18 protein-coding genes, 2 tRNA genes and 1 pseudogene are annotated in these 16838 nt (G+C 67.3%); 11 read left to right on the plus strand and 10 right to left on the minus strand.

All coding sequences use genetic code 11. The features are described from left to right. Positions 1-133 precede the first annotated feature (133 nt). A complete protein-coding gene (locus tag J9611_RS06725; protein WP_211878770.1) occupies positions 134-808 on the plus strand; it encodes a mechanosensitive ion channel family protein in 675 nt (224 codons plus the stop codon). Positions 809-810: 2 nt separating this feature from the next. Beyond that, a complete protein-coding gene (locus J9611_RS06730; RefSeq protein ID WP_281414536.1) occupies positions 811-1269 on the plus strand; it encodes a globin in 459 nt (152 codons plus the stop codon). Between the two features lie 13 nt (positions 1270-1282). Here the strand turns inward: J9611_RS06730 and J9611_RS06735 are convergent, their stop codons facing one another. Next, on the minus strand, positions 1283-1942 hold the full coding sequence (locus tag J9611_RS06735; protein ID WP_211878772.1) for a DUF8185 domain-containing protein: 660 nt from the start codon (positions 1940-1942) through the stop codon (positions 1283-1285). A gap of 63 nt (positions 1943-2005) precedes the next feature. Between J9611_RS06735 and J9611_RS06740 the strand changes: the two genes are divergently transcribed. Further along, positions 2006-2953, plus strand: a complete 948-nt coding sequence (locus tag J9611_RS06740) for an acyl-CoA thioesterase (RefSeq protein ID WP_211878773.1) — start codon at positions 2006-2008, stop codon at positions 2951-2953. Positions 2954-3106: 153 nt separating this feature from the next. Here the strand turns inward: J9611_RS06740 and ettA are convergent, their stop codons facing one another. The 3 genes from ettA to J9611_RS06755 form a co-directional block, all read right to left on the minus strand. After that, positions 3107-4789, minus strand: coding sequence for an energy-dependent translational throttle protein EttA (gene ettA / locus J9611_RS06745; protein WP_211878774.1), 1683 nt, complete (start codon positions 4787-4789; stop codon positions 3107-3109). Between the two features lie 86 nt (positions 4790-4875). Further along, positions 4876-5469, minus strand: coding sequence for a DUF6993 domain-containing protein (locus J9611_RS21760; RefSeq protein WP_246527475.1), 594 nt, complete (start codon positions 5467-5469; stop codon positions 4876-4878). Between the two features lie 105 nt (positions 5470-5574). Beyond that, positions 5575-6129 carry a single-stranded DNA-binding protein gene (locus J9611_RS06755; RefSeq protein ID WP_211878775.1) on the minus strand — a complete coding sequence of 185 codons (555 nt, stop codon included), beginning with the start codon at positions 6127-6129 and terminating at the stop codon, positions 5575-5577. 368 nt (positions 6130-6497) lie between these two features. Between J9611_RS06755 and J9611_RS06760 the strand changes: the two genes are divergently transcribed. Next, positions 6498-7169 carry a hypothetical protein gene (locus J9611_RS06760; protein WP_211878776.1) on the plus strand — a complete coding sequence of 224 codons (672 nt, stop codon included), beginning with the start codon at positions 6498-6500 and terminating at the stop codon, positions 7167-7169. Between the two features lie 22 nt (positions 7170-7191). Here the strand turns inward: J9611_RS06760 and J9611_RS06765 are convergent. Further along, positions 7192-7344: pseudogene (locus J9611_RS06765) on the minus strand (single-stranded DNA-binding protein); the annotation flags it as partial. A gap of 241 nt (positions 7345-7585) precedes the next feature. Here J9611_RS06765 and J9611_RS06770 point away from each other — a divergent pair. Continuing rightward, positions 7586-7661, plus strand: a tRNA-Arg gene (locus J9611_RS06770). An 84-nt stretch (positions 7662-7745) separates the two neighbouring features. Here the strand turns inward: J9611_RS06770 and J9611_RS06775 are convergent. Beyond that, the gene (locus tag J9611_RS06775; protein WP_211878778.1) at positions 7746-8762 is read right to left on the minus strand and encodes a magnesium and cobalt transport protein CorA; all 1017 of its coding nucleotides are present in this window, start codon (positions 8760-8762) and stop codon (positions 7746-7748) included. A 180-nt stretch (positions 8763-8942) separates the two neighbouring features. Here J9611_RS06775 and J9611_RS21765 point away from each other — a divergent pair, with 180 nt between their 5' ends. Beyond that, positions 8943-9455 (plus strand): LapA family protein, encoded by a 513-nt coding sequence (locus J9611_RS21765; RefSeq protein WP_246527464.1) that lies wholly within the window; start codon positions 8943-8945, stop codon positions 9453-9455. A 45-nt stretch (positions 9456-9500) separates the two neighbouring features. Here the strand turns inward: J9611_RS21765 and map are convergent, their stop codons facing one another. Next, positions 9501-10268, minus strand: coding sequence for a type I methionyl aminopeptidase (gene map / locus J9611_RS06785; RefSeq protein WP_211878779.1), 768 nt, complete (start codon positions 10266-10268; stop codon positions 9501-9503). A gap of 78 nt (positions 10269-10346) precedes the next feature. Between map and J9611_RS06790 the strand changes: the two genes are divergently transcribed. Further along, positions 10347-11030, plus strand: coding sequence for a DNA alkylation repair protein (locus J9611_RS06790; RefSeq protein ID WP_211878780.1), 684 nt, complete (start codon positions 10347-10349; stop codon positions 11028-11030). Between the two features lie 27 nt (positions 11031-11057). Here the strand turns inward: J9611_RS06790 and mptB are convergent, their stop codons facing one another. Further along, positions 11058-12635: a polyprenol phosphomannose-dependent alpha 1,6 mannosyltransferase MptB gene (mptB, locus tag J9611_RS06795; RefSeq protein ID WP_211878781.1), complete on the minus strand. Its 1578-nt coding sequence runs from the start codon at positions 12633-12635 to the stop codon at positions 11058-11060. A gap of 157 nt (positions 12636-12792) precedes the next feature. Here mptB and orn point away from each other — a divergent pair, with 157 nt between their 5' ends. From orn to def, 4 genes are all read left to right on the plus strand, one after another. Next, positions 12793-13449, plus strand: coding sequence for an oligoribonuclease (gene orn / locus J9611_RS06800; protein ID WP_211878782.1), 657 nt, complete (start codon positions 12793-12795; stop codon positions 13447-13449). Between the two features lie 154 nt (positions 13450-13603). Beyond that, positions 13604-13676 (plus strand) — tRNA-His (locus J9611_RS06805). 135 nt (positions 13677-13811) lie between these two features. Further along, positions 13812-14966, plus strand: coding sequence for an acyl-CoA dehydrogenase family protein (locus J9611_RS06810; RefSeq protein ID WP_211878850.1), 1155 nt, complete (start codon positions 13812-13814; stop codon positions 14964-14966). Between the two features lie 44 nt (positions 14967-15010). Next, positions 15011-15583 carry a peptide deformylase gene (gene def / locus J9611_RS06815; protein ID WP_211878783.1) on the plus strand — a complete coding sequence of 191 codons (573 nt, stop codon included), beginning with the start codon at positions 15011-15013 and terminating at the stop codon, positions 15581-15583. A 44-nt stretch (positions 15584-15627) separates the two neighbouring features. On the opposite strand, the gene J9611_RS06820 is transcribed toward def, so the two are convergent. Beyond that, the gene (locus J9611_RS06820; RefSeq protein WP_211878785.1) at positions 15628-15924 is read right to left on the minus strand and encodes a hypothetical protein; all 297 of its coding nucleotides are present in this window, start codon (positions 15922-15924) and stop codon (positions 15628-15630) included. A 109-nt stretch (positions 15925-16033) separates the two neighbouring features. Next, positions 16034-16828, minus strand: coding sequence for an HNH endonuclease family protein (locus tag J9611_RS06825; RefSeq protein ID WP_211878786.1), 795 nt, complete (start codon positions 16826-16828; stop codon positions 16034-16036). Positions 16829-16838: the final 10 nt, after the last annotated feature.

The raw sequence follows: 16838 nt of genomic DNA on the forward strand, positions 1-16838 counted from the left end.
ATGTGGAAGATCAAGAGTCTTATGAGTCCCATGCGCCCGGCGAATGCCGGCCAGCGGTCCGGCCGCCCGCCCCACCTCCCGTTCCACCCCTGCCGGCCGGCAGCCAGCGCAGCAGTGAGGAGCACCCCCGCCGATGTACAGCCCGTTTTCGACCACCCCGATCACGCCCATCACGCCGCCGGACATCTCGGTGATCAATGTGCCCGGACTCCTGATCAGCATCGGGGTCGGCGTTGGCATCTGGCTCGTGGCCTCCTTCCTGATCGCCGGGATCACGAAACGGGTCGCCGCGGGCACCAAGTTCTTCAAGAAGCCGCACTTCCGCTGGGCGGCGCCTGCCCTCCGCGCCCTGGACCACGAACGCCGGGTCCAGCGGGCCCACACGATCGGTTCGCTGCTCAGCAGCATCGTCGGCGTCCTGATCGCCGTCATCACCATCATCTACGTGTTCAAGAACCTGAATGTGGACATCGCGCCGCTGCTGACCAGCGTGGGAATCCTCGGTGTGGCGATCGGCTTCGGCGCCCAGCAGCTCATCCGGGACTTCCTGGCCGGCATCTTCATCACCATCGAGGACCAGTACGGGATCGGCGACGTCATCGAAACGTCCGAAGTCGTGGGCACGGTCGAGGCCATGGGCCTGCGCATCACCCGGGTCAGGGCCGAGGACGGCACGGTCTGGTACCTGCGCAACGGGGAAATCCTGCGCGTCGGCAACCGTTCCCAAGGCACCTACATCCCTCCCACGGACGAACCGGCGGCCACCACCGACGCCGGAACCGCCACCCAGCAACAGGCCGGAGAATAGCCATGACGACCCCCAGCGCCGGCGAACCCCGGCAGCCCAGGCAACTGATGCAGAACGATCCGTTCAGCCAGCCCGGCTACACGGACAATTTCTACGACGCCGTCGGCGGCCACGAGACGTTCGTGAAGCTCGTCGACGTGTTCTACGACGGCGTCGCGGCGGATCCGCTGCTGCGGGCCATGTACCCGGAAGAGGACCTCGCGCCGGCCAAGCGCCGCTTCCTGATGTTCCTGGAGCAGTACTGGGGCGGCCCCACGACGTACGGCGAGGAGCGCGGGCACCCCCGGCTGCGGATGCGCCACGTGCCCTTCCGGGTCACGCCCGAGGCCAAGGATCGCTGGCTGCACCACATGCGTGACGCGGTGGATGCCCTTGCGCTCCCGCCGCTGTACGAAGGGACCCTCTGGGACTACATGGACCGGGCAGCCCTGTCCATGGTGAACAGCCCCTCCGAGGCCTGAGCAGGCCTCCGGGTCAGAGACCGGAGCCGGTCCTGGCCAGGACGTGCCCGCGGGGTCCGCTGAGCCGGAACCAGCGGCCGGCGCGGTACAGCTGCTGCTCGCCGTCGGCCAGGAACCCGAGGGTGAGGGCCGCGAAGGCGGCACCTGACGGGAGCCCCCCGGCGTCGGGCAGGCCCCTGCCCCAGACCGTGGCCCGGGCGTTGTTGACGACCAGGGCGCCAGGCTTGTCCGGAATGATCGCCGCGACCTCGGCGATGCCGGCCTCCGCGGCCTGCCGCAACACGGTGTCCTGCAGGCTGCCGAGCAGCTCCCAGCCGCTCCGGGGCGCCCCGATCCCGGCCCAGGACTCGGCGACGGTGACCGGCGGCAGCGGCAGTTCGACGTCGTTCTGCCCCGCACGCGCCAGCCGGTCCAGCACCGCGGAGATCGGCACGGTCACATCCGTGTCCGCCGGCTGCGCGAGCGCCATGGTCCGCAGCCCGAGGATGGTGGGCGTGGACTCCCCCAGCAGGCGGGGCCGGAGCACGCACACGTAGGCGGCCAGCACCGGGCCGGACGCCTGGAGCCGGATGGCGCCGTCGTCGATGGACCTGGCGCGGGTGGCAAAGGTGCGCAGGTCGGCAAGGTCGCTGGGATCGGTGAACTTCAGGGGCAGGGTGAGGACATCAGACACAATATGGACTCTACCGGTTGCGCCTCCTTGGGGTGGTGCCCGGGGGACGTCTAGAGTCGAACCATGACTGAAGCCGACGCCGGATTGCAGGGCCTGCCTGCCCAGGACCCCACCTCCATGCTCATCGAACTCCTGGACCTCGGAGAACTCCAGGGCGCCCGCACCGATGAGGACATTTTCATGGGCCCGTCCCAAAAACAGCTCCGGCAGCGTGTTTTCGGCGGACAGGTCCTGGCGCAGTCACTCGTCGCGGCCATGCGCACGGTGGATGCCGGGCGCAAGGTGCATTCGATGCACGGCTACTTCCTGCGTCCCGGCGATACCAACGAGCCCATCACCTTCGGCGTCGAGCGCCTGCGGGACGGCCGCTCCTTCTCGGCGCGGCGGGTCCACGCCTACCAGGAGGGCATGCCCATCCTGTCGATGATCGCGTCCTTCCAGGACGAGGACGAGGGAGTCGAACACCAGTCAGAGATGCCGGCCGGCATCCCGGATCCGGAGTCGCTGCCCAGCACCGCGGACCTGCTGGGGACTTTCGACCATCCGGTGGCACGGGAGTGGGCCTTCGAACGGCCCTTTGACATCCGCCATGTCGATCCGGCGCTCTATGTCTCGGCGACGGGCCGCAAGGAAGCACGCAACGCCGTGTGGATGAAGACCTTCGGGCCCATGCCGGATGACCCCGACCTGCACCGCGCTGCCCTGGCCTATGCGAGTGACTACACGCTGCTGGAGTCCATCCTCCGCAAGCACGGAATGAGCTGGGTTACCCCGGGCATGTCCGTGGCAAGCCTGGACCACGCGATGTGGTGGCACCGTCCCGTCCGGGTGGACGAATGGCTGCTCTACGTCCAGGAGTCCCCCAGCGCGCAGGGCGCCCGCGGGCTGGCCACCGGCAGGATCTTCAGCCGGGAAGGCCTGCATGTCGCCACGGTGGCCCAGGAAGGCATGATCCGCGTCCCCGCTGAGGTCAAGGACGAGGTGGCCGGAGCCCTGCGGTCGAGGTCCTGAAGCGCCGGTTGCGCCGGGCCTGGCCGGCCGGGGCCGGGGCCGGGCGCAGCTGACGCCGCACCAGCGGCTTGCATGCAGAAGGCCGGCTCCCCCTGAGGGGAGCCGGCCTTCTGCGCTCGCGGCTGCGGGCCGCTGCTTCCGCGGCGGGCGGGCTCAGTCGCGGGTGAGGCGGCGGTGGGTCACCCGGTGCGGCTTGGCCGCGTCGGGGCCCAGCCGCTCAACCTTGTTCTCCTCGTAGGACTCGAAGTTGCCTTCGAACCAGTACCACTGGGAGGGGTTGGCCTCGTCGCCTTCATAAGCGAGGATGTGGGTGGCGACCCGGTCCAGGAACCAGCGGTCGTGCGAGACCACGACGGCGCAGCCCGGGAATTCGAGCAGGGCGTTTTCGAGGCTGCTGAGCGTCTCGACGTCGAGGTCGTTAGTCGGTTCGTCCAGGAGCAGCAAGTTACCGCCCTGCTTCAGGGTCAGGGCCAGGTTCAGGCGGTTCCGCTCACCGCCGGAGAGCACACCGGCCTTCTTCTGCTGGTCAGGGCCCTTGAAGCCAAACGCGGCGACATAGGCGCGGGACGGCATTTCGACGTGGCCGACCTGGATGTAGTCCAGCCCGTCGGACACGACCTCCCACAGGGTCTTGTTCGGGTCGATGCCGCCGCGGCTCTGGTCGGCGTAGGAGATCTTGACGGAGTCGCCGATCTTCAGTTCGCCGCCGTCGAGGGGCTCCAGCCCGACGATGGTCTTGAACAGCGTGGTCTTGCCGACGCCGTTCGGGCCGATGACGCCCACGATGCCGTTGCGGGGCAGCGTGAAGGACAGCCCGTCGATCAGGGTGCGGTCCTCGAAACCCTTCTGCAGGTTCTTCGCTTCCAGCACCAGGCCGCCCAGGCGCGGTCCCGGCGGGATCTGGATCTCTTCGAAGTCGAGCTTGCGGGTGCGGTCCGCCTCGGCAGCCATTTCCTCGTAGCGGGCCAGGCGGGCCTTGGACTTGGTCTGGCGTCCCTTGGCGTTGGACCGGACCCACTCGAGTTCCTCGGTGAGCCGCTTGGCCTGCTTGGCGTCCTTCTTGCCCTGGACTTCCAGGCGGGCGCGCTTCTTCTCCAGATAGGTGGAGTAGTTGCCCTCATAGGGGTAGAGGTGGCCGCGGTCGACTTCGGCGATCCACTGCGCCACGTGATCCAGGAAGTACCGGTCGTGGGTGACGGCGAGGACGGCACCGGCGTAGCTGGTGAGGTGCTGCTCGAGCCAGAGGACGCTTTCGGCGTCGAGGTGGTTGGTGGGCTCATCGAGCAGCAGCAGGTCCGGCTTCTGCAGCAGGAGTTTGCACAGCGCCACGCGGCGGCGCTCACCGCCGGAGAGCAGTGTGACGTCGGCGTCAGCCGGGGGGCACCGCAGGGCGTCCATGGCCTGTTCCAGCTGGGAGTCGAGGTCCCACGCGTCGGCGGCATCGATGGCTTCCTGGAGCTGGCCCATCTCGTCGAGGAGCACGTCGTAGTCCGCGTCGGGGCTGGCCATTTCTTCGGAGATGGCGTTGAAACGCTGGATCTTGCCGATGATCTCCCCGACGCCTTCCTGGACGTTGCCCAGGACGGTCTTCTCCTCGTTCAGCGGCGGCTCCTGCAGCAGGATGCCCACCGTGTAGCCGGGGCTCAGCCGGGCCTCGCCGTTCGTGGGGGTGTCCAGGCCTGCCATGATCTTGAGAATGGTGGACTTACCGGCACCATTCGGCCCAACAACTCCGATCTTGGCCCCCGGGAAGAAGGACATGCTCACGTCATCGAGGATAAGTTTTTCGCCAACGGACTTACGCGCATTGGTCATTGTGTAGATAAATTCCGCCATGGCTACAAATCTAGTGGCTCGGCACGGATAACTCATATTCCGGCAGGCCCCGATGCGCGGCGGCAGCCGGACACCTTGCGGGAGTCTCAGACCGGTGTGCCCACCAGGCACCGGCCGCCTGCCAGCACCGGAAGGACACTGACCGTAACGCTGCCCGTCCGGAGCTGGGCAACAACGCAGTCACTGCCCACCTTCACCGCGGCTTCGACGGCATCGGCGTCCAGGCCCGTGGGGGTCCTGCTCGCGGTGACTTCCTGCTGTCCGGAGGTGAAGCCGGCGTCGGTGAGCGCGGCCCGGGCACGGTCCGTGCCGGGCTTTGCCCCGCCGGCGACGGCACCACTCAACGCCGCTTCGACCCGGGCTTTCGCGGCGGCCGTGGCCAGGTCGAGCGCGGGCTGGGTCCCGGACCCGGCGGCCAAGGGGGCCTGGGCGGGTGCCTGGGCGGCGGTGTGGGCCGGGTCCGGCGACGGCTGCGTGCCGGAGCCGGCGGGCAGGGAGGCCTGGGTGGATGCCGGGGCCGCTGACCCGCTGCCTGCGCCGGAGGGCGGCGAGCAGGCGGCCGCCGACGCGAGCACCAGGACCAGAACACCGAGCGAAGCGGCGGACCGGAACCCCGCAGCGCATCGCTTGCCCCCGGCGGGAAGGAAGGCCGTCCGGTCACTGTCATTCCTGGCTCGCATCACCCGGCAATTCTGCCATGGGCGGCCCCGCTCCGAGGTTCCGGCGTGCCCGGCGTGCCCGGCGTGCCCGGGGCGGCGAGCGCTGGGGTACCAGGGTTGTCCGTATCAGGCCGCCACCCCCTTCAGTTCGCCGGTCTCCTCGTCGACCTCCTCCACCTCGCCGCTGGCGTCGTCGACGAAGACGGTGTGCGAAGCCTCCCCGCCGTCGTTGTCCTGCCCGTCGCCCGGCGGCAACTGCCCGGGGTCGGTGTCATCGTCCGCGGCGGCGGTGGCCGGCTGTGCGGCGGCGCTCTGGCTACCGACGCTGACCATGCGGGTGAAATTCGCGGAGCCCCACATGAGGTCGTGGCCCACGGACTCGGCATCGATCTCCGCCACATGGTAGATCCGGCCGTCCTTCTCCCAGCTCCGCATCTTCAGCCGGCCGACAACGATGACGCGCTGGCCTTTCTTGATGCTGCAGCCGATGTTTCCGGCCAACTGCCGGTAGCCCTGTACCGTGAACCAGTTGGTGTTTCCGTCGATCCAGGTGCTGGAGGTGCGGTCATAGCGCCGCTCGGTGGAACCGAGGCGGAACGACGCCGTGGCCACGCCGCCGGGTGTCGTGGAACTCCTGATCTCCGAGGCGACGAAGCCACGGACCGTGATGTTGTCACTCATTCTTCTGTCCTGTCTCGATGTGTTCTGCCTATGTCGGCAATTCCAGCTTCAGACAGGCGTACGCCCAGCGGGAGGGCCAAAGCTCACCATGTGGAAAACTTGGGCCGGCGAGCTGTTTGGGACAAGTCGTAGCTCTCGCGCTGCACCACTCACCAAGACCTTTGAGTTCATCGTTCAGGCCGCTGCTGCAGCTCGAATCGCTGGAATCTAAGGGCGGCTTAGCGCCGCGACAGCAGCGCGCCATAGCCCCAGAATGTCGGGGTGTGGGTTGTCTTCACGGGCAATGCCCGCTGTGCTGGTTACAGGGCTGGTGATGAACAAACCGGCCCTGGCTCGTGAGAGGCAGGGCCGGTGGGTACGTTTGTCGCATGACCGAAATATCTGAATGGCACCTGATGCACTATTTGACCGAAATCGTGAACCAGACGGAGGCTGCGGAGACTCATTGCGACAACTACATGTCTGCTGGCAAGGTCTTGCAAAAAGGCGCACGCGGGCGAGCACCCTTTGATCAGATGTTCGCTGCTGGACAAGGCATCCTCTCGGCTGCCGCAATCGTGAATCAGTTTCTTTGGATCGACACGGAGCCGCAAAAGCCACGAGAGTATGAGCACATAAGCGACGAGCAGTGGGCGGATCTCAAGCTTCATGCCAAGGCAAGAGCGAAGATGCTTAGAAAGCTCCTGAAGGCAACAGACAAGTCACTTATTCGGTCCAGAACCGTTCGAAACTCACTTGAACACATTGACCAACGCCTTGATGCTCGGCTCCTCTTCGGTCCAAGAGTCTTCGCGGACCGCACTGTCGGACCTCCACACTTGATCGGCGTCAAAGGCCTAGACCACACCATGACCAACTTCAGGCGGATAGACCCGGAAACGAGCGAGTTTTGGGTACTCTCCCATAGCGCATCACTTGGCGACATCGTGGACGAGCTGCACGGCATGTCACAGATTGCGCTGGCGAAAATCAGCTCGATCAAGGAGGGAAATCCAGACTACCTACATATAGACGGCCTCAGAACGCGCCTAAGGTCATAGCACCACGTGGAACTATCAATCAGTTCGTGTTTCCGTCGATCCAGGTGCTGGAGGTGCGGTCATAGCGCCGCTCGGTGGAACCGAGGCGGAACGACGCCGTGGCCACGCCGCCGGGTGTCGTGGAACTCCTGATCTCCGAGGCGACGAAGCCACGGACCGTGATGTTGTCACTCATTCTCATGTCCTGTCTCGAATTGTCGTGCCCTTAGCAGGCATGTCCAGCTTCATCCCGCGGGGCGTACGCCGCGAGGTACCGGCTGCTCCATGTGGATAACCCCGCATATAACCCCAGCACAAAGGAGGTGTTGGGGACGGGTCCGCAGGACAGGCCGCCGTGCTGCCTGACCGCCGTCGGCCGCGGAACACTGTAAACTTCTTCTGGCGTCCCCGGCAGCAGCCGGCCGGCACGCCGACGTGCCCCAGTAGCTCAGGGGATAGAGCAGCGGCCTTCTAATCCGCCGGTCGGGGGTTCGATTCCCTCCTGGGGCACCAGAACGTGGCTCTGGCCTGCCGGGACGTTCCGCAGGCCAGAGCCGCGATCCCCCCGCATGGGGCCGCCGGCCCGGCGGCCAAAGCCTAGATCCACTTGTTGTGTCTGAACGTCCAGTACAGCACCAGGCCCATGGCGACCATGAGGCCCAGGGCCATCGGGTAGCCGAAAAACCACTCCAGTTCGGGCATCGCGCGGAAATTCATTCCGTAGATCGACGCGATCAGGGTCGGGGCAAACAGGATGGCGGCCCAGGACGAGATCCTTTTGACCTCCTCGTTCTGGGCGATACTCGATTCCGTCAGGAGGCGCATCTCGTCGTTCTGCCGCTGGGCCACCAGCGCCGCGTTGACGGCCAGCGCATTCTGCAGCAGGGCGCGGAAGGCAGTAATGCGGTCGTTCAGCCGCAGGACGTGGTCCAGGACGTCCCGGAAGTGGTCCTGCAGTTCGGGGGCGGGCTTCTGGTCCGGGGACCCGACCATCAGCGCCTGCAGGAGGGCGGCCAGCGGCGCTGTGGCGCGCTGGAACATGATGACCTGGCGCGAGAGTTCGTAGATCCGGCGGGACACGCCCGGATCCGCCGCGAAGAGCTCGTCCTCGATTTCGTCGATGTCGTTCTCCAGCCCGGCGGCAACCGGTTCGTACTCGTCCACCACCTGGTCCACAATCGCGTAGAGCACAGCCGCAGGGCCGAGCGACAGGAATTCGGGCTCGGATTCCATCCGCCGGCGGACCCGAGCCAGATCCGGTGATTCGGCACGGCGGACGGTGACGACAAAGTCCGCCCCGGCGAAGACGTGGATCTCGCCGAATTCAACCTTTTCCAGATCATCCAGATAGCGGGCGGGGCGCAGCACCAGGAAGAGCGTTTCGCCGTAGTGTTCGAGCTTCGCCCGCTGATGGCCGGCGAGCGCATCCTCGACGGCGAGATGACTCAGGTCGAATTCCTCAGCCACCGAGCGCAGCTCCTCCGCGTCCGGCCGGTAAAGCCCGATCCAGGCCATGCCCTGGCGCTGCCGCAAGATGAAAAAGGTCTCCTCCAGACCCTCCGGGTCCGCGGTCCGGCGACCGTCCACGTACACGGCGTTGTCCACGATGGTCATGGCAGCGGGCCTCCTCCGCAAGGCATCCCTTGGCTGAGACGTTATACCGTGCCCGGGCCCGTGCCAACAGCCGGAGATGCGCTGTCCGCGCCGGCGTCCCGAGGTCTAAAATTCGCATAGGCCCGCTGGCCGTCGGTACCCGAGTCCACGCGGGACGACCCTTGAGAGGAAATTGCCGCCATGACCGAGACACCCCGTGAAACCGGGCCCGATATTCCCGGCGTGACCCCGCAGCCTGGACACCGGCCCTCCGGGGGCCCGGCCTCCCCCGCACCCGGCTACGGCCCCGACGGAACGAACATAGACGGAACGAACACACAGGCCCCGGCCGGCGGATCCGAACCCGCCGCCGGGCGAGGCGGAACGGTGGATACACCTCCGCCGGCAGGGAGGTCGGGGCCGACAGGTGCTGCCGGCCCCGAACACCATCAGGTCACCCGTGCAGGCATGGTCTGGGCGGCGGTCGCCAGCGCCCTCGTCGTGCTGATCCTGCTCATCGCCTTCATCCTGCAGAACCAGGACTCCGTCAGGGTAAAGTTCTTCGGCTTGGAAGGCGCCGTCTCCCTCGGCGTCGCCCTGCTCATTGCGGCCGTGGGCGGCGGGGTGCTGGTCGCCATTGCCGGGGCCGCGCGCATCATCCAGCTCCGGCTTGCAGCCCACCGCCAGAGGGTGAAGACGGCCGGCCGCCGCTGAGGCCAGCCCCGGCTTGAAAGCGGCCGCGGGCGGATGTCCCGCCCCTTAGGGCAGGGTCAGGATGAGGGGCCCGTCGGCCGTGACGGCGACGGTGTGTTCGCTGTGCGCCGCCCGGCGGCCGTTCGCCGAGCGGAGGGTCCATTCGTCGTCGTCGTGGAAGTAGTCATCCTTGCCGCCCAGGATCAGCATCGGCTCGATGGCGATTACCAGCCCCTCGGTCAGCTTGATGCCCCGGCCGGGCCGCCCGTCGTTGGGGACGTGCGGCTCGGCGTGCATGGTTTTTCCGATTCCATGGCCGCCGTGGTCCGCGAGCAGGCCGTAGCCGGCCCGGCGGGCTGCGCCGCCGATCGCGTAGCCCAGGTCGCCCATTTTGTTCCCGATCCGGGCGGCGTCAATGCCGCGGGCCAGGGCGGCGTCCGTGGCGTCAATCAGCGCCTGGTCCACCGGGTCCGCGGTGCCCACGATGAAGCTGACGGCCGCGTCCCCGCACCAGCCTTCGAGGAAGGCGCCGCAGTCGACGCTGAGCAGGTCCCCGTCCTGCAGCCGGTAGTCGTCGGGGATGCCGTGCACGACGGCGTCATTGACGCTTGTGCAGATCACGCCCGGGAACGGCACGGCTGCCCAGCGCGGCCGGTAGTTCAGGAAGGCGGGGGTCGCCCCGGCGTCGGAAATCGACGCCGCGGCCAGCTCGTCCAGTTCCTTCAGGGACACCCCGACGGCGGACGCCTCCCGGACCTTCGCCAGCGTGTTCGCTACCACCCGGCCCGCCTCGCGCATGAGGGCGATCTCGGCTGGACTCTTGATCATGGACATGGGTCTTCCTTCCGACGCGGACCGGCGGCCTGCTGCCATCAACTCTAGGGCCCGCCCGCCGGTGTCTACAGTGGCACCATGGCCAACACAGCACTGATGACCGCGGTCCGCTCCGGACTGCAGGCCGCCGCGGATCCGGTCCGGGCGGCGTGGGCGCAGGCCTACCTGAAGTCGGAGATGCCGTCCCTCGGCGTGCGGGTGCCGGAGGTCCGCCGGATCGTCAAGACCGCGGCCGCCGGACTGCCTCCGAACACTGTCGACGAATTGAAGGCCACGGTGCTGGAACTGTGGCGCGATGCGACGTGGCGCGAGGAACGGTACGCGGCCATCGACCTCACCGGCCTCAAGCTGGCCGCTGGCCAGCTGGGCATGCTGGCGGTCTACGAGGAGATCATCCGCAGCGGCGCCTGGTGGGATCTGGTGGATGGGGTGGCGCACCGGCTCCGCGGGCTGCTGCAGGCGCACCCGGCGGAAATGGCCCCTGTCCTGCGCCGCTGGAGCACCGATCCGGACTTGTGGATCCGGCGGGCCTCCATCACGGCCCAGCTCGGCGCGAAATCCGCGACGGACACGGCACTGCTGGCAGCCGTCATCGAGGCCAACGTGGCGGACCCGGAATTCTTCATCCGGAAGGCCATCGGCTGGGCGCTGCGCGACTACGCCAGGACGGATCCGGGCTGGGTCCGCGCGTTCGTGCGGCGGCACGGCGAAGGCCTCAGCCCCCTGTCACGTCGGGAAGCCGTCCGCAACCTGCCGGCCTGACCCGGCCAAAGGACCGGCGCCGGCGGCTCAGATGACCGGGCGGGTGGTGACCGGTTCGTCCGATTTGCTGAACAGCAGCTTGGTCCGCGGATCCAGGAAGATCAGGTACAGGGCGAACAGCAGGGCGATGATGGCGGCGGCGTTGCGGGCCAGGGCAAGGGCCAGGCCGAGGTCGGCGGTCTGGAGGTAGGGGAACACGTCCAGCTGGTCCGAGATCGCGTACACCATGAAGAAGGACACGATGAAGTAGAGCGCCTTGACCTGCCAGTCGTCACGGATGCCCGTGACGGCAAACAGCGGAATGAGCCAGACGATGTACCAGGACTGGATCATCGGGGCCAGGAGCACGACGGCGGCGAACGCCAGGGTGAGGCGGCGCATCAGGCGGTCGTGGTCACCGCGGAAGATCTGCCAGGCGACGATCCCGACGGCGAGCAGCTTGCCGGCGTCGTAAACCCATTTGGCCAGTCCCCAGCCGTCGAGTCCGAAGGCGTTGGAGATGGAGGCGACCACCAGGCCGAGCAGGCCGACCGGCGCGTACCAGATCCAGATGCTGCCCGGGGCGGAGAGCCCATTGATCCAGCCGAAGCCGAAGCCGTTGACCCGGCTCATGGCGTACAGCAGCGCCAGGCTGATCCCGGCGGTGAGTCCCCAGAAGAGGATCTTCCGCGGCCAGCCCGCGTTCTTGCCTGCCCACAGCAGGCCGATGAACGGCAGGAAGACGATCGTGATGGGCTTGACCGAGATGGACAGGGTGACAAGCACGATGCCGAAGATGACCCGCCTGGTCGCGCAGTAGTAGAGGCCGGCCAGGGCCAGGCCGATCATGAGGGCGTCGTTGTGGACGCTGGCGATGAAGTTGGTGAGGAACAGCGGGTTGGCGGCGGTCAGCCACAAGGCCCGGTGCGGGTTGACGCCATGGAGTTCGGCGAGCTTGGGCACGTAGATCACGCAGAGCACGATGCCGGCCAGCGCGGCGAGGCGGAACAGCATGATGCTGGCTTCCGGGTGCACGTTGGTGGACCAGACCACGAGCTGTTCGATCCAGAGGAAGAGCTGCCCGTACGGGACGGGCGCCTCGGTCCACATCTTGTCGGCGCCGAGCTGGAAGTAGTTGGACAGCGCGGAGATGCCGTTTTCGTACGGGTTGAAGCCTTCCACCATCAGGCGGCCCTGGCCGATGTAGGCATAGACGTCCCGGCTGAACAGCGGGACGGAGAACATCAGCGGCAGGCCCCAGGCCACCACGGCCTGGAGCGTCGCTTTGCGGGCGTCCGCGCCCCAGACGCGCACCCGTTGGCCCAGCCGCAGCCAGGCCCGGACCAGCAGCATGCCGCCGACGGCGAGCAGCACGATGCACAGGGCCACGCCGACGGCTTCGGTGCGCATCCAGATGAAGAGGGGAACCCGGCGGAGCTCGGACACCGGGGCAAGCCAGCCGACGCCGAGCGATCCGATCGCCATGAACAGTGACCCCAGGAACCCCGACAGGATGGGGGAACGTGCGTTGTCCACCTCAGCAGGAACTGCTGCTGGTCCGGCACCAGCAGCTGTTGGGGACGTACCGGCAGCTGTCGTCGCCGCCGCAGGCACAGGCGCCGTCATGTCAGGATCGTCCAATCTGTTGTGGGGCATGTTCCGCCCTCAGCAGGCCGACGGATCGGGGCCGGGGCATGCAGCGATGACGAAAAATTCCGACGGCCGCGTACCCGAAATCCTAGCACCGGGCGGCTCCCGGGCGGCGAAACGGTAGGCTGTGCTGGTGCCTATATCTAATGAACGCATCGTCTGGATCGACTGCGAAATGACCGGCCTGGACACCGTGAACGACGCCCTCATCGAGGTCGCTGCCCTGGTGACGGACTCGGAACTTAATATTTTGGGGGACGGCGTCGACGTCGTCATCAAGCCGGACGACGCCGCGCTGGCCCAGATGAACGACTTCGTCCGCGACATGCACACCAGGTCTGGGCTGCTCGCGGAGCTTCCGCAGGGCAAGACCATGGCCGAGGCGCAGGCGGCGGTGCTGGGGTACATCAAGAAATGGGTGCCGGATGCCAGGAAGGCGCCGCTGGGCGGCAACTCGGTGGGAACGGACCGGGTCTTCCTCGTCCGTGACATGCCGGAGATCGTGGAGCACCTGCACTACCGCGTCATCGATGTGAGCACCATCAAGGAACTCTCCCGGCGCTGGTTCGCCCGCGCCTACTTCCAGTCCCCCGCCAAGCTTGGCGGCCACCGAGCCCTCGGCGACATCAGGGATTCCATCGACGAACTCCGCTACTACCGCGAGGCGGTCTTTGTCCCCGCCCCCGGACCGGACAGCGCCACGGCGCAGCGGATCGCGAAGCAGGTCATGGGCGCCGCGGCAGTACCGGCCGAGGCCGCCGCAGCCCCCGTCCAGGCTCCCGCCGAGTAATCCCGGGCCGCCCGGGAACGTGATCTGCACCACGTTTTGCGGAAATTTTGGCGAATTTCCCAAAAGTGGCAAAACCACCCCCGAACAACAGGTAAGCTATTTGTCGTTGCCTTTCCAGCCAGCCGGTCCGCCGGAGGGCATGCCGAGGCACATGGTGGGCGTAGCTCAGTTGGCAGAGCGCCTGGTTGTGGTCCAGGAGGTCGCGGGTTCAACCCCCGTCGCTCACCCTCATGAAGGACGGCAGTGATTGTCCGACCTTGCACAAAGGCCGTACCGGATATCCGGTGCGGCCTTTGTTGTCTGTCCAGTGTCCGCCGTCTCCCGCTGTTCCCGTCCGGGAACTGTCAATGGAAGGAACCGCCATGCAGCGCAGGCTCTTTGAAGAAGACCACGAGATGTTCCGTGGGATCGCCACCGAGTTCAACGCGCGTGCGGTAGCCCCGCATTACGCCCGGTGGGACACGGACCACATGATGTCCCGGGACCTGTGGACTGCGGCCGGCGAGCAGGGCCTGCTGGGCCTGGCCGTTCCCGAGGAGTTCGGCGGGATGGGCATGGACGACTACCGCTTCCGCGCCGTGCTGGACGAGGAATTTGCCAGGAGCAACCACCTCGCCGTCGGCCTCGCCTTCCACCTGCACGACGATCTGGTCCTCCCCCACCTGCTGGCCTACGGCTCCGAGGACCTCAAGTCCCGGTGGCTGCCGGGCATGGTCTCCGGGGAGAAAGTCACCTCGGTCGCCTGGACCGAACCCGGCGCCGGCTCGGACCTGCGCGGCATCCGCACCAAGGCCGTGCGCGACGGCGGCGACTGGCTGATCAGCGGCCAGAAGACCTTCATCGGCAACGGCATCTCCGGGGACGCCTCCCTGGTCCTGGCCCGGACCGACGGCGGCACCGGCCGCGGCAGCCACGACTCCTTCTCGCTGTTCATGGTGCAGAAGGGCGACGGGTACAACACCGGCAAGCAGCTGGACAAGATGGGCCTGAAGGCCTCCGACACCGCCGAGCTGTTCTTCGACAACGTCCGCGTACCGCACGCCGATCTGGTGGGCGAGGAGGGCAGGGGCCTGCAGTACGCCGCCGAGCAGCTCCCCCAGGGCCGCCTGGCGATCGCCGTGGCGAGCTCCGCCGTCGTCCGCGCCGTCTACGAGGCGACCGTCCGCTACACGAAGGAGCGCAACGCCTTCGGTGAACGGATCATCGACTTCCAGAACAGCCGCTTTGTACTCGCCGACATCCTCACCGAGGTCGAGGTCACCGAGGCCTACGTGGACCAGGCAATCCTTGCCTTCAATACCGGCGAACTCGACGCCGGCTCTGCCGCTCGCGCCAAGCTGTGGGCCTCCGAGCGGGCCAAATCGGTGACGGACCGCTGCCTCCAGCTGCACGGCGGCTACGGCTACATCATGGAATACCCGGTGGCCCAGGCCTACCTCGCCGCCCGGCTGCTCACCATCTTCGGCGGCACCAACGAAATCATGCGCGACGTCGTCGGCCGCACCATCGCCAGCTGACCGCCACACAACAAGCTGCCGACAGCACCGAGGTACCAACTGATATGACCGTCCTGCCGATCACGATCTGGGGCGAGCCCGTACTGCACCGCCGGGCCGCCGAAGTCGAAGTCTTCGACGACGAACTGCGCACCCTGATCGCGGACATGTTCGAAACCAATGACGCCGCCAACGGCGTCGGCCTGGCCGCGCCCCAGGTCGGGGTGGGCAAGCGGCTTTTCATCTACAAGTACGAGAACGACGACGGCGCCCCGCCCGCCGGCGCCGTCGTCAACCCGGTCCTGACCCTGACCAAAATCTCCGGCGCGCTGCCGGACCCGGACGAGGAAGTGGAGGGGTGCCTGTCCTTCCCCGGCGGGCAGTACCCGCTCAAGCGTGCCGAGTGGGCCCGGGTGCAGGGCTTTGACGGCTACGGCCAGCCGGTGGACTTCGAGGCGACCGACTGGTTCGCCCGCGTGATCCAGCACGAGTACGACCATCTGGACGGCAAGCTCTACATCAACCGGCTGATCGACCGCTACGCCCGCAAGGCCATGAAGCAGGCCAGGAACAGCGGCTGGGGCGTCCCGGGGCTGACCTGGATGCCGGGCGTGGATCCGGACCCGTTCGGGCACTGACCGCCGGACCGCGCACCCCGCGACGCCCGCTCGGGCACCCCGTCCTATGGCATCACCTTATACAGGTCGATGACGGTCTCCTCCGGCTGGGAGGTAAACCCGCCCTCGATGCCCGCCTGCATCCGGGGCACGAGGATCTCGTTGCTGAATTTCTCCCAGCTCTCCTTCGAGTCGTGGACCGCCATGATCGTCCAGCCCCCGGCGGAAGCGCCGGCGGCGTGGAAGACCTGCCCCTCCGGCAGGCGGCCTTCGCCTGGATGGACCGCGGCGATTGACGCCTCGTACTGCTCCTTGGTTCCCCCCGGGAAAAAGTGCACAACTCCGTATGCGGTGGAAGCCATGTCTGCTCCTAGATTCGTTGGCTGTACCTGACACGCCCAGTCCTAGACCCCGGAATCCCCGGTGTCAATAAACCCGGGCATCGGGGAGGTGCCTGGCCACGGGACAGGCTCAGGGAACAATGGTCTGCTGCTGCGGGCAGGAACCCAGGACCCGCTTCATCGCTTCCTTCTCCGCCGGGGTCACCCACAGCCGGTACGCCGCTTTGACGGAGATCTGCCGGGCCACATAGTGGCACCGGATGGCCTTGTTCGGCGGCAGCCAGGCGGCGGCGTCGGACGCGCTCTTGTCCTGGTTGGCAGGGCCGTCCACTGCGATCAGGTTCAATGGATCGTTCGCCAGGTGCTGGCGCTGCTCCGCCGTGAGCTGCTGCGCGCCTTTCTGCCAGGCGTCGCCAAGGGCCACGACATGGTCGATCTGCACGTCCTTGCTGCTCTCCGCTCCCCTGCGGAAGACGATTCCGCGGCCGGTGTACGGTTCCCGGAACGTCCCTGCGGCCACCCGGCAGCGCGAACCCTCGGCAAATTCGGCGTCCGCCAGGTCACGGCGGAGGATGTCGTTGCGCGTATCGCAGCCGTTGCGGTCCACGTCCAGCCAGGCCTGGCCGAACGCGCTGCGATCATAATTGTCCTGGGCGGCACGTCCCTTGACGGCGAGGGTTTCCAGCGCGGCCATTGCGGATCCCCGCGGCACCGCCCGGACGGGGGCCACGGCTCTCATCCACCCGGCGGCCAGCACGGGTGCGTCGGCGGGGCCCGTGGCCTGGGGTTCCGCCGCGGCGAACTGGCCGGCGGTGAAGAACCAGCCGAGGCCTCCGGCCACGACGACGAATGCCATGGCCAACAGGGCCCAGGCCTGGCGGGACCGCCTGCGGGCGCGCCGGAACGCGGTCCAGGTAACGCTCATGAAGCTGTCC

This window comes from Pseudarthrobacter albicanus, from assembly GCF_018224015.1.
In the GTDB taxonomy this organism is placed as follows: Bacteria; Actinomycetota; Actinomycetes; order Actinomycetales; family Micrococcaceae; genus Arthrobacter; species Arthrobacter albicanus.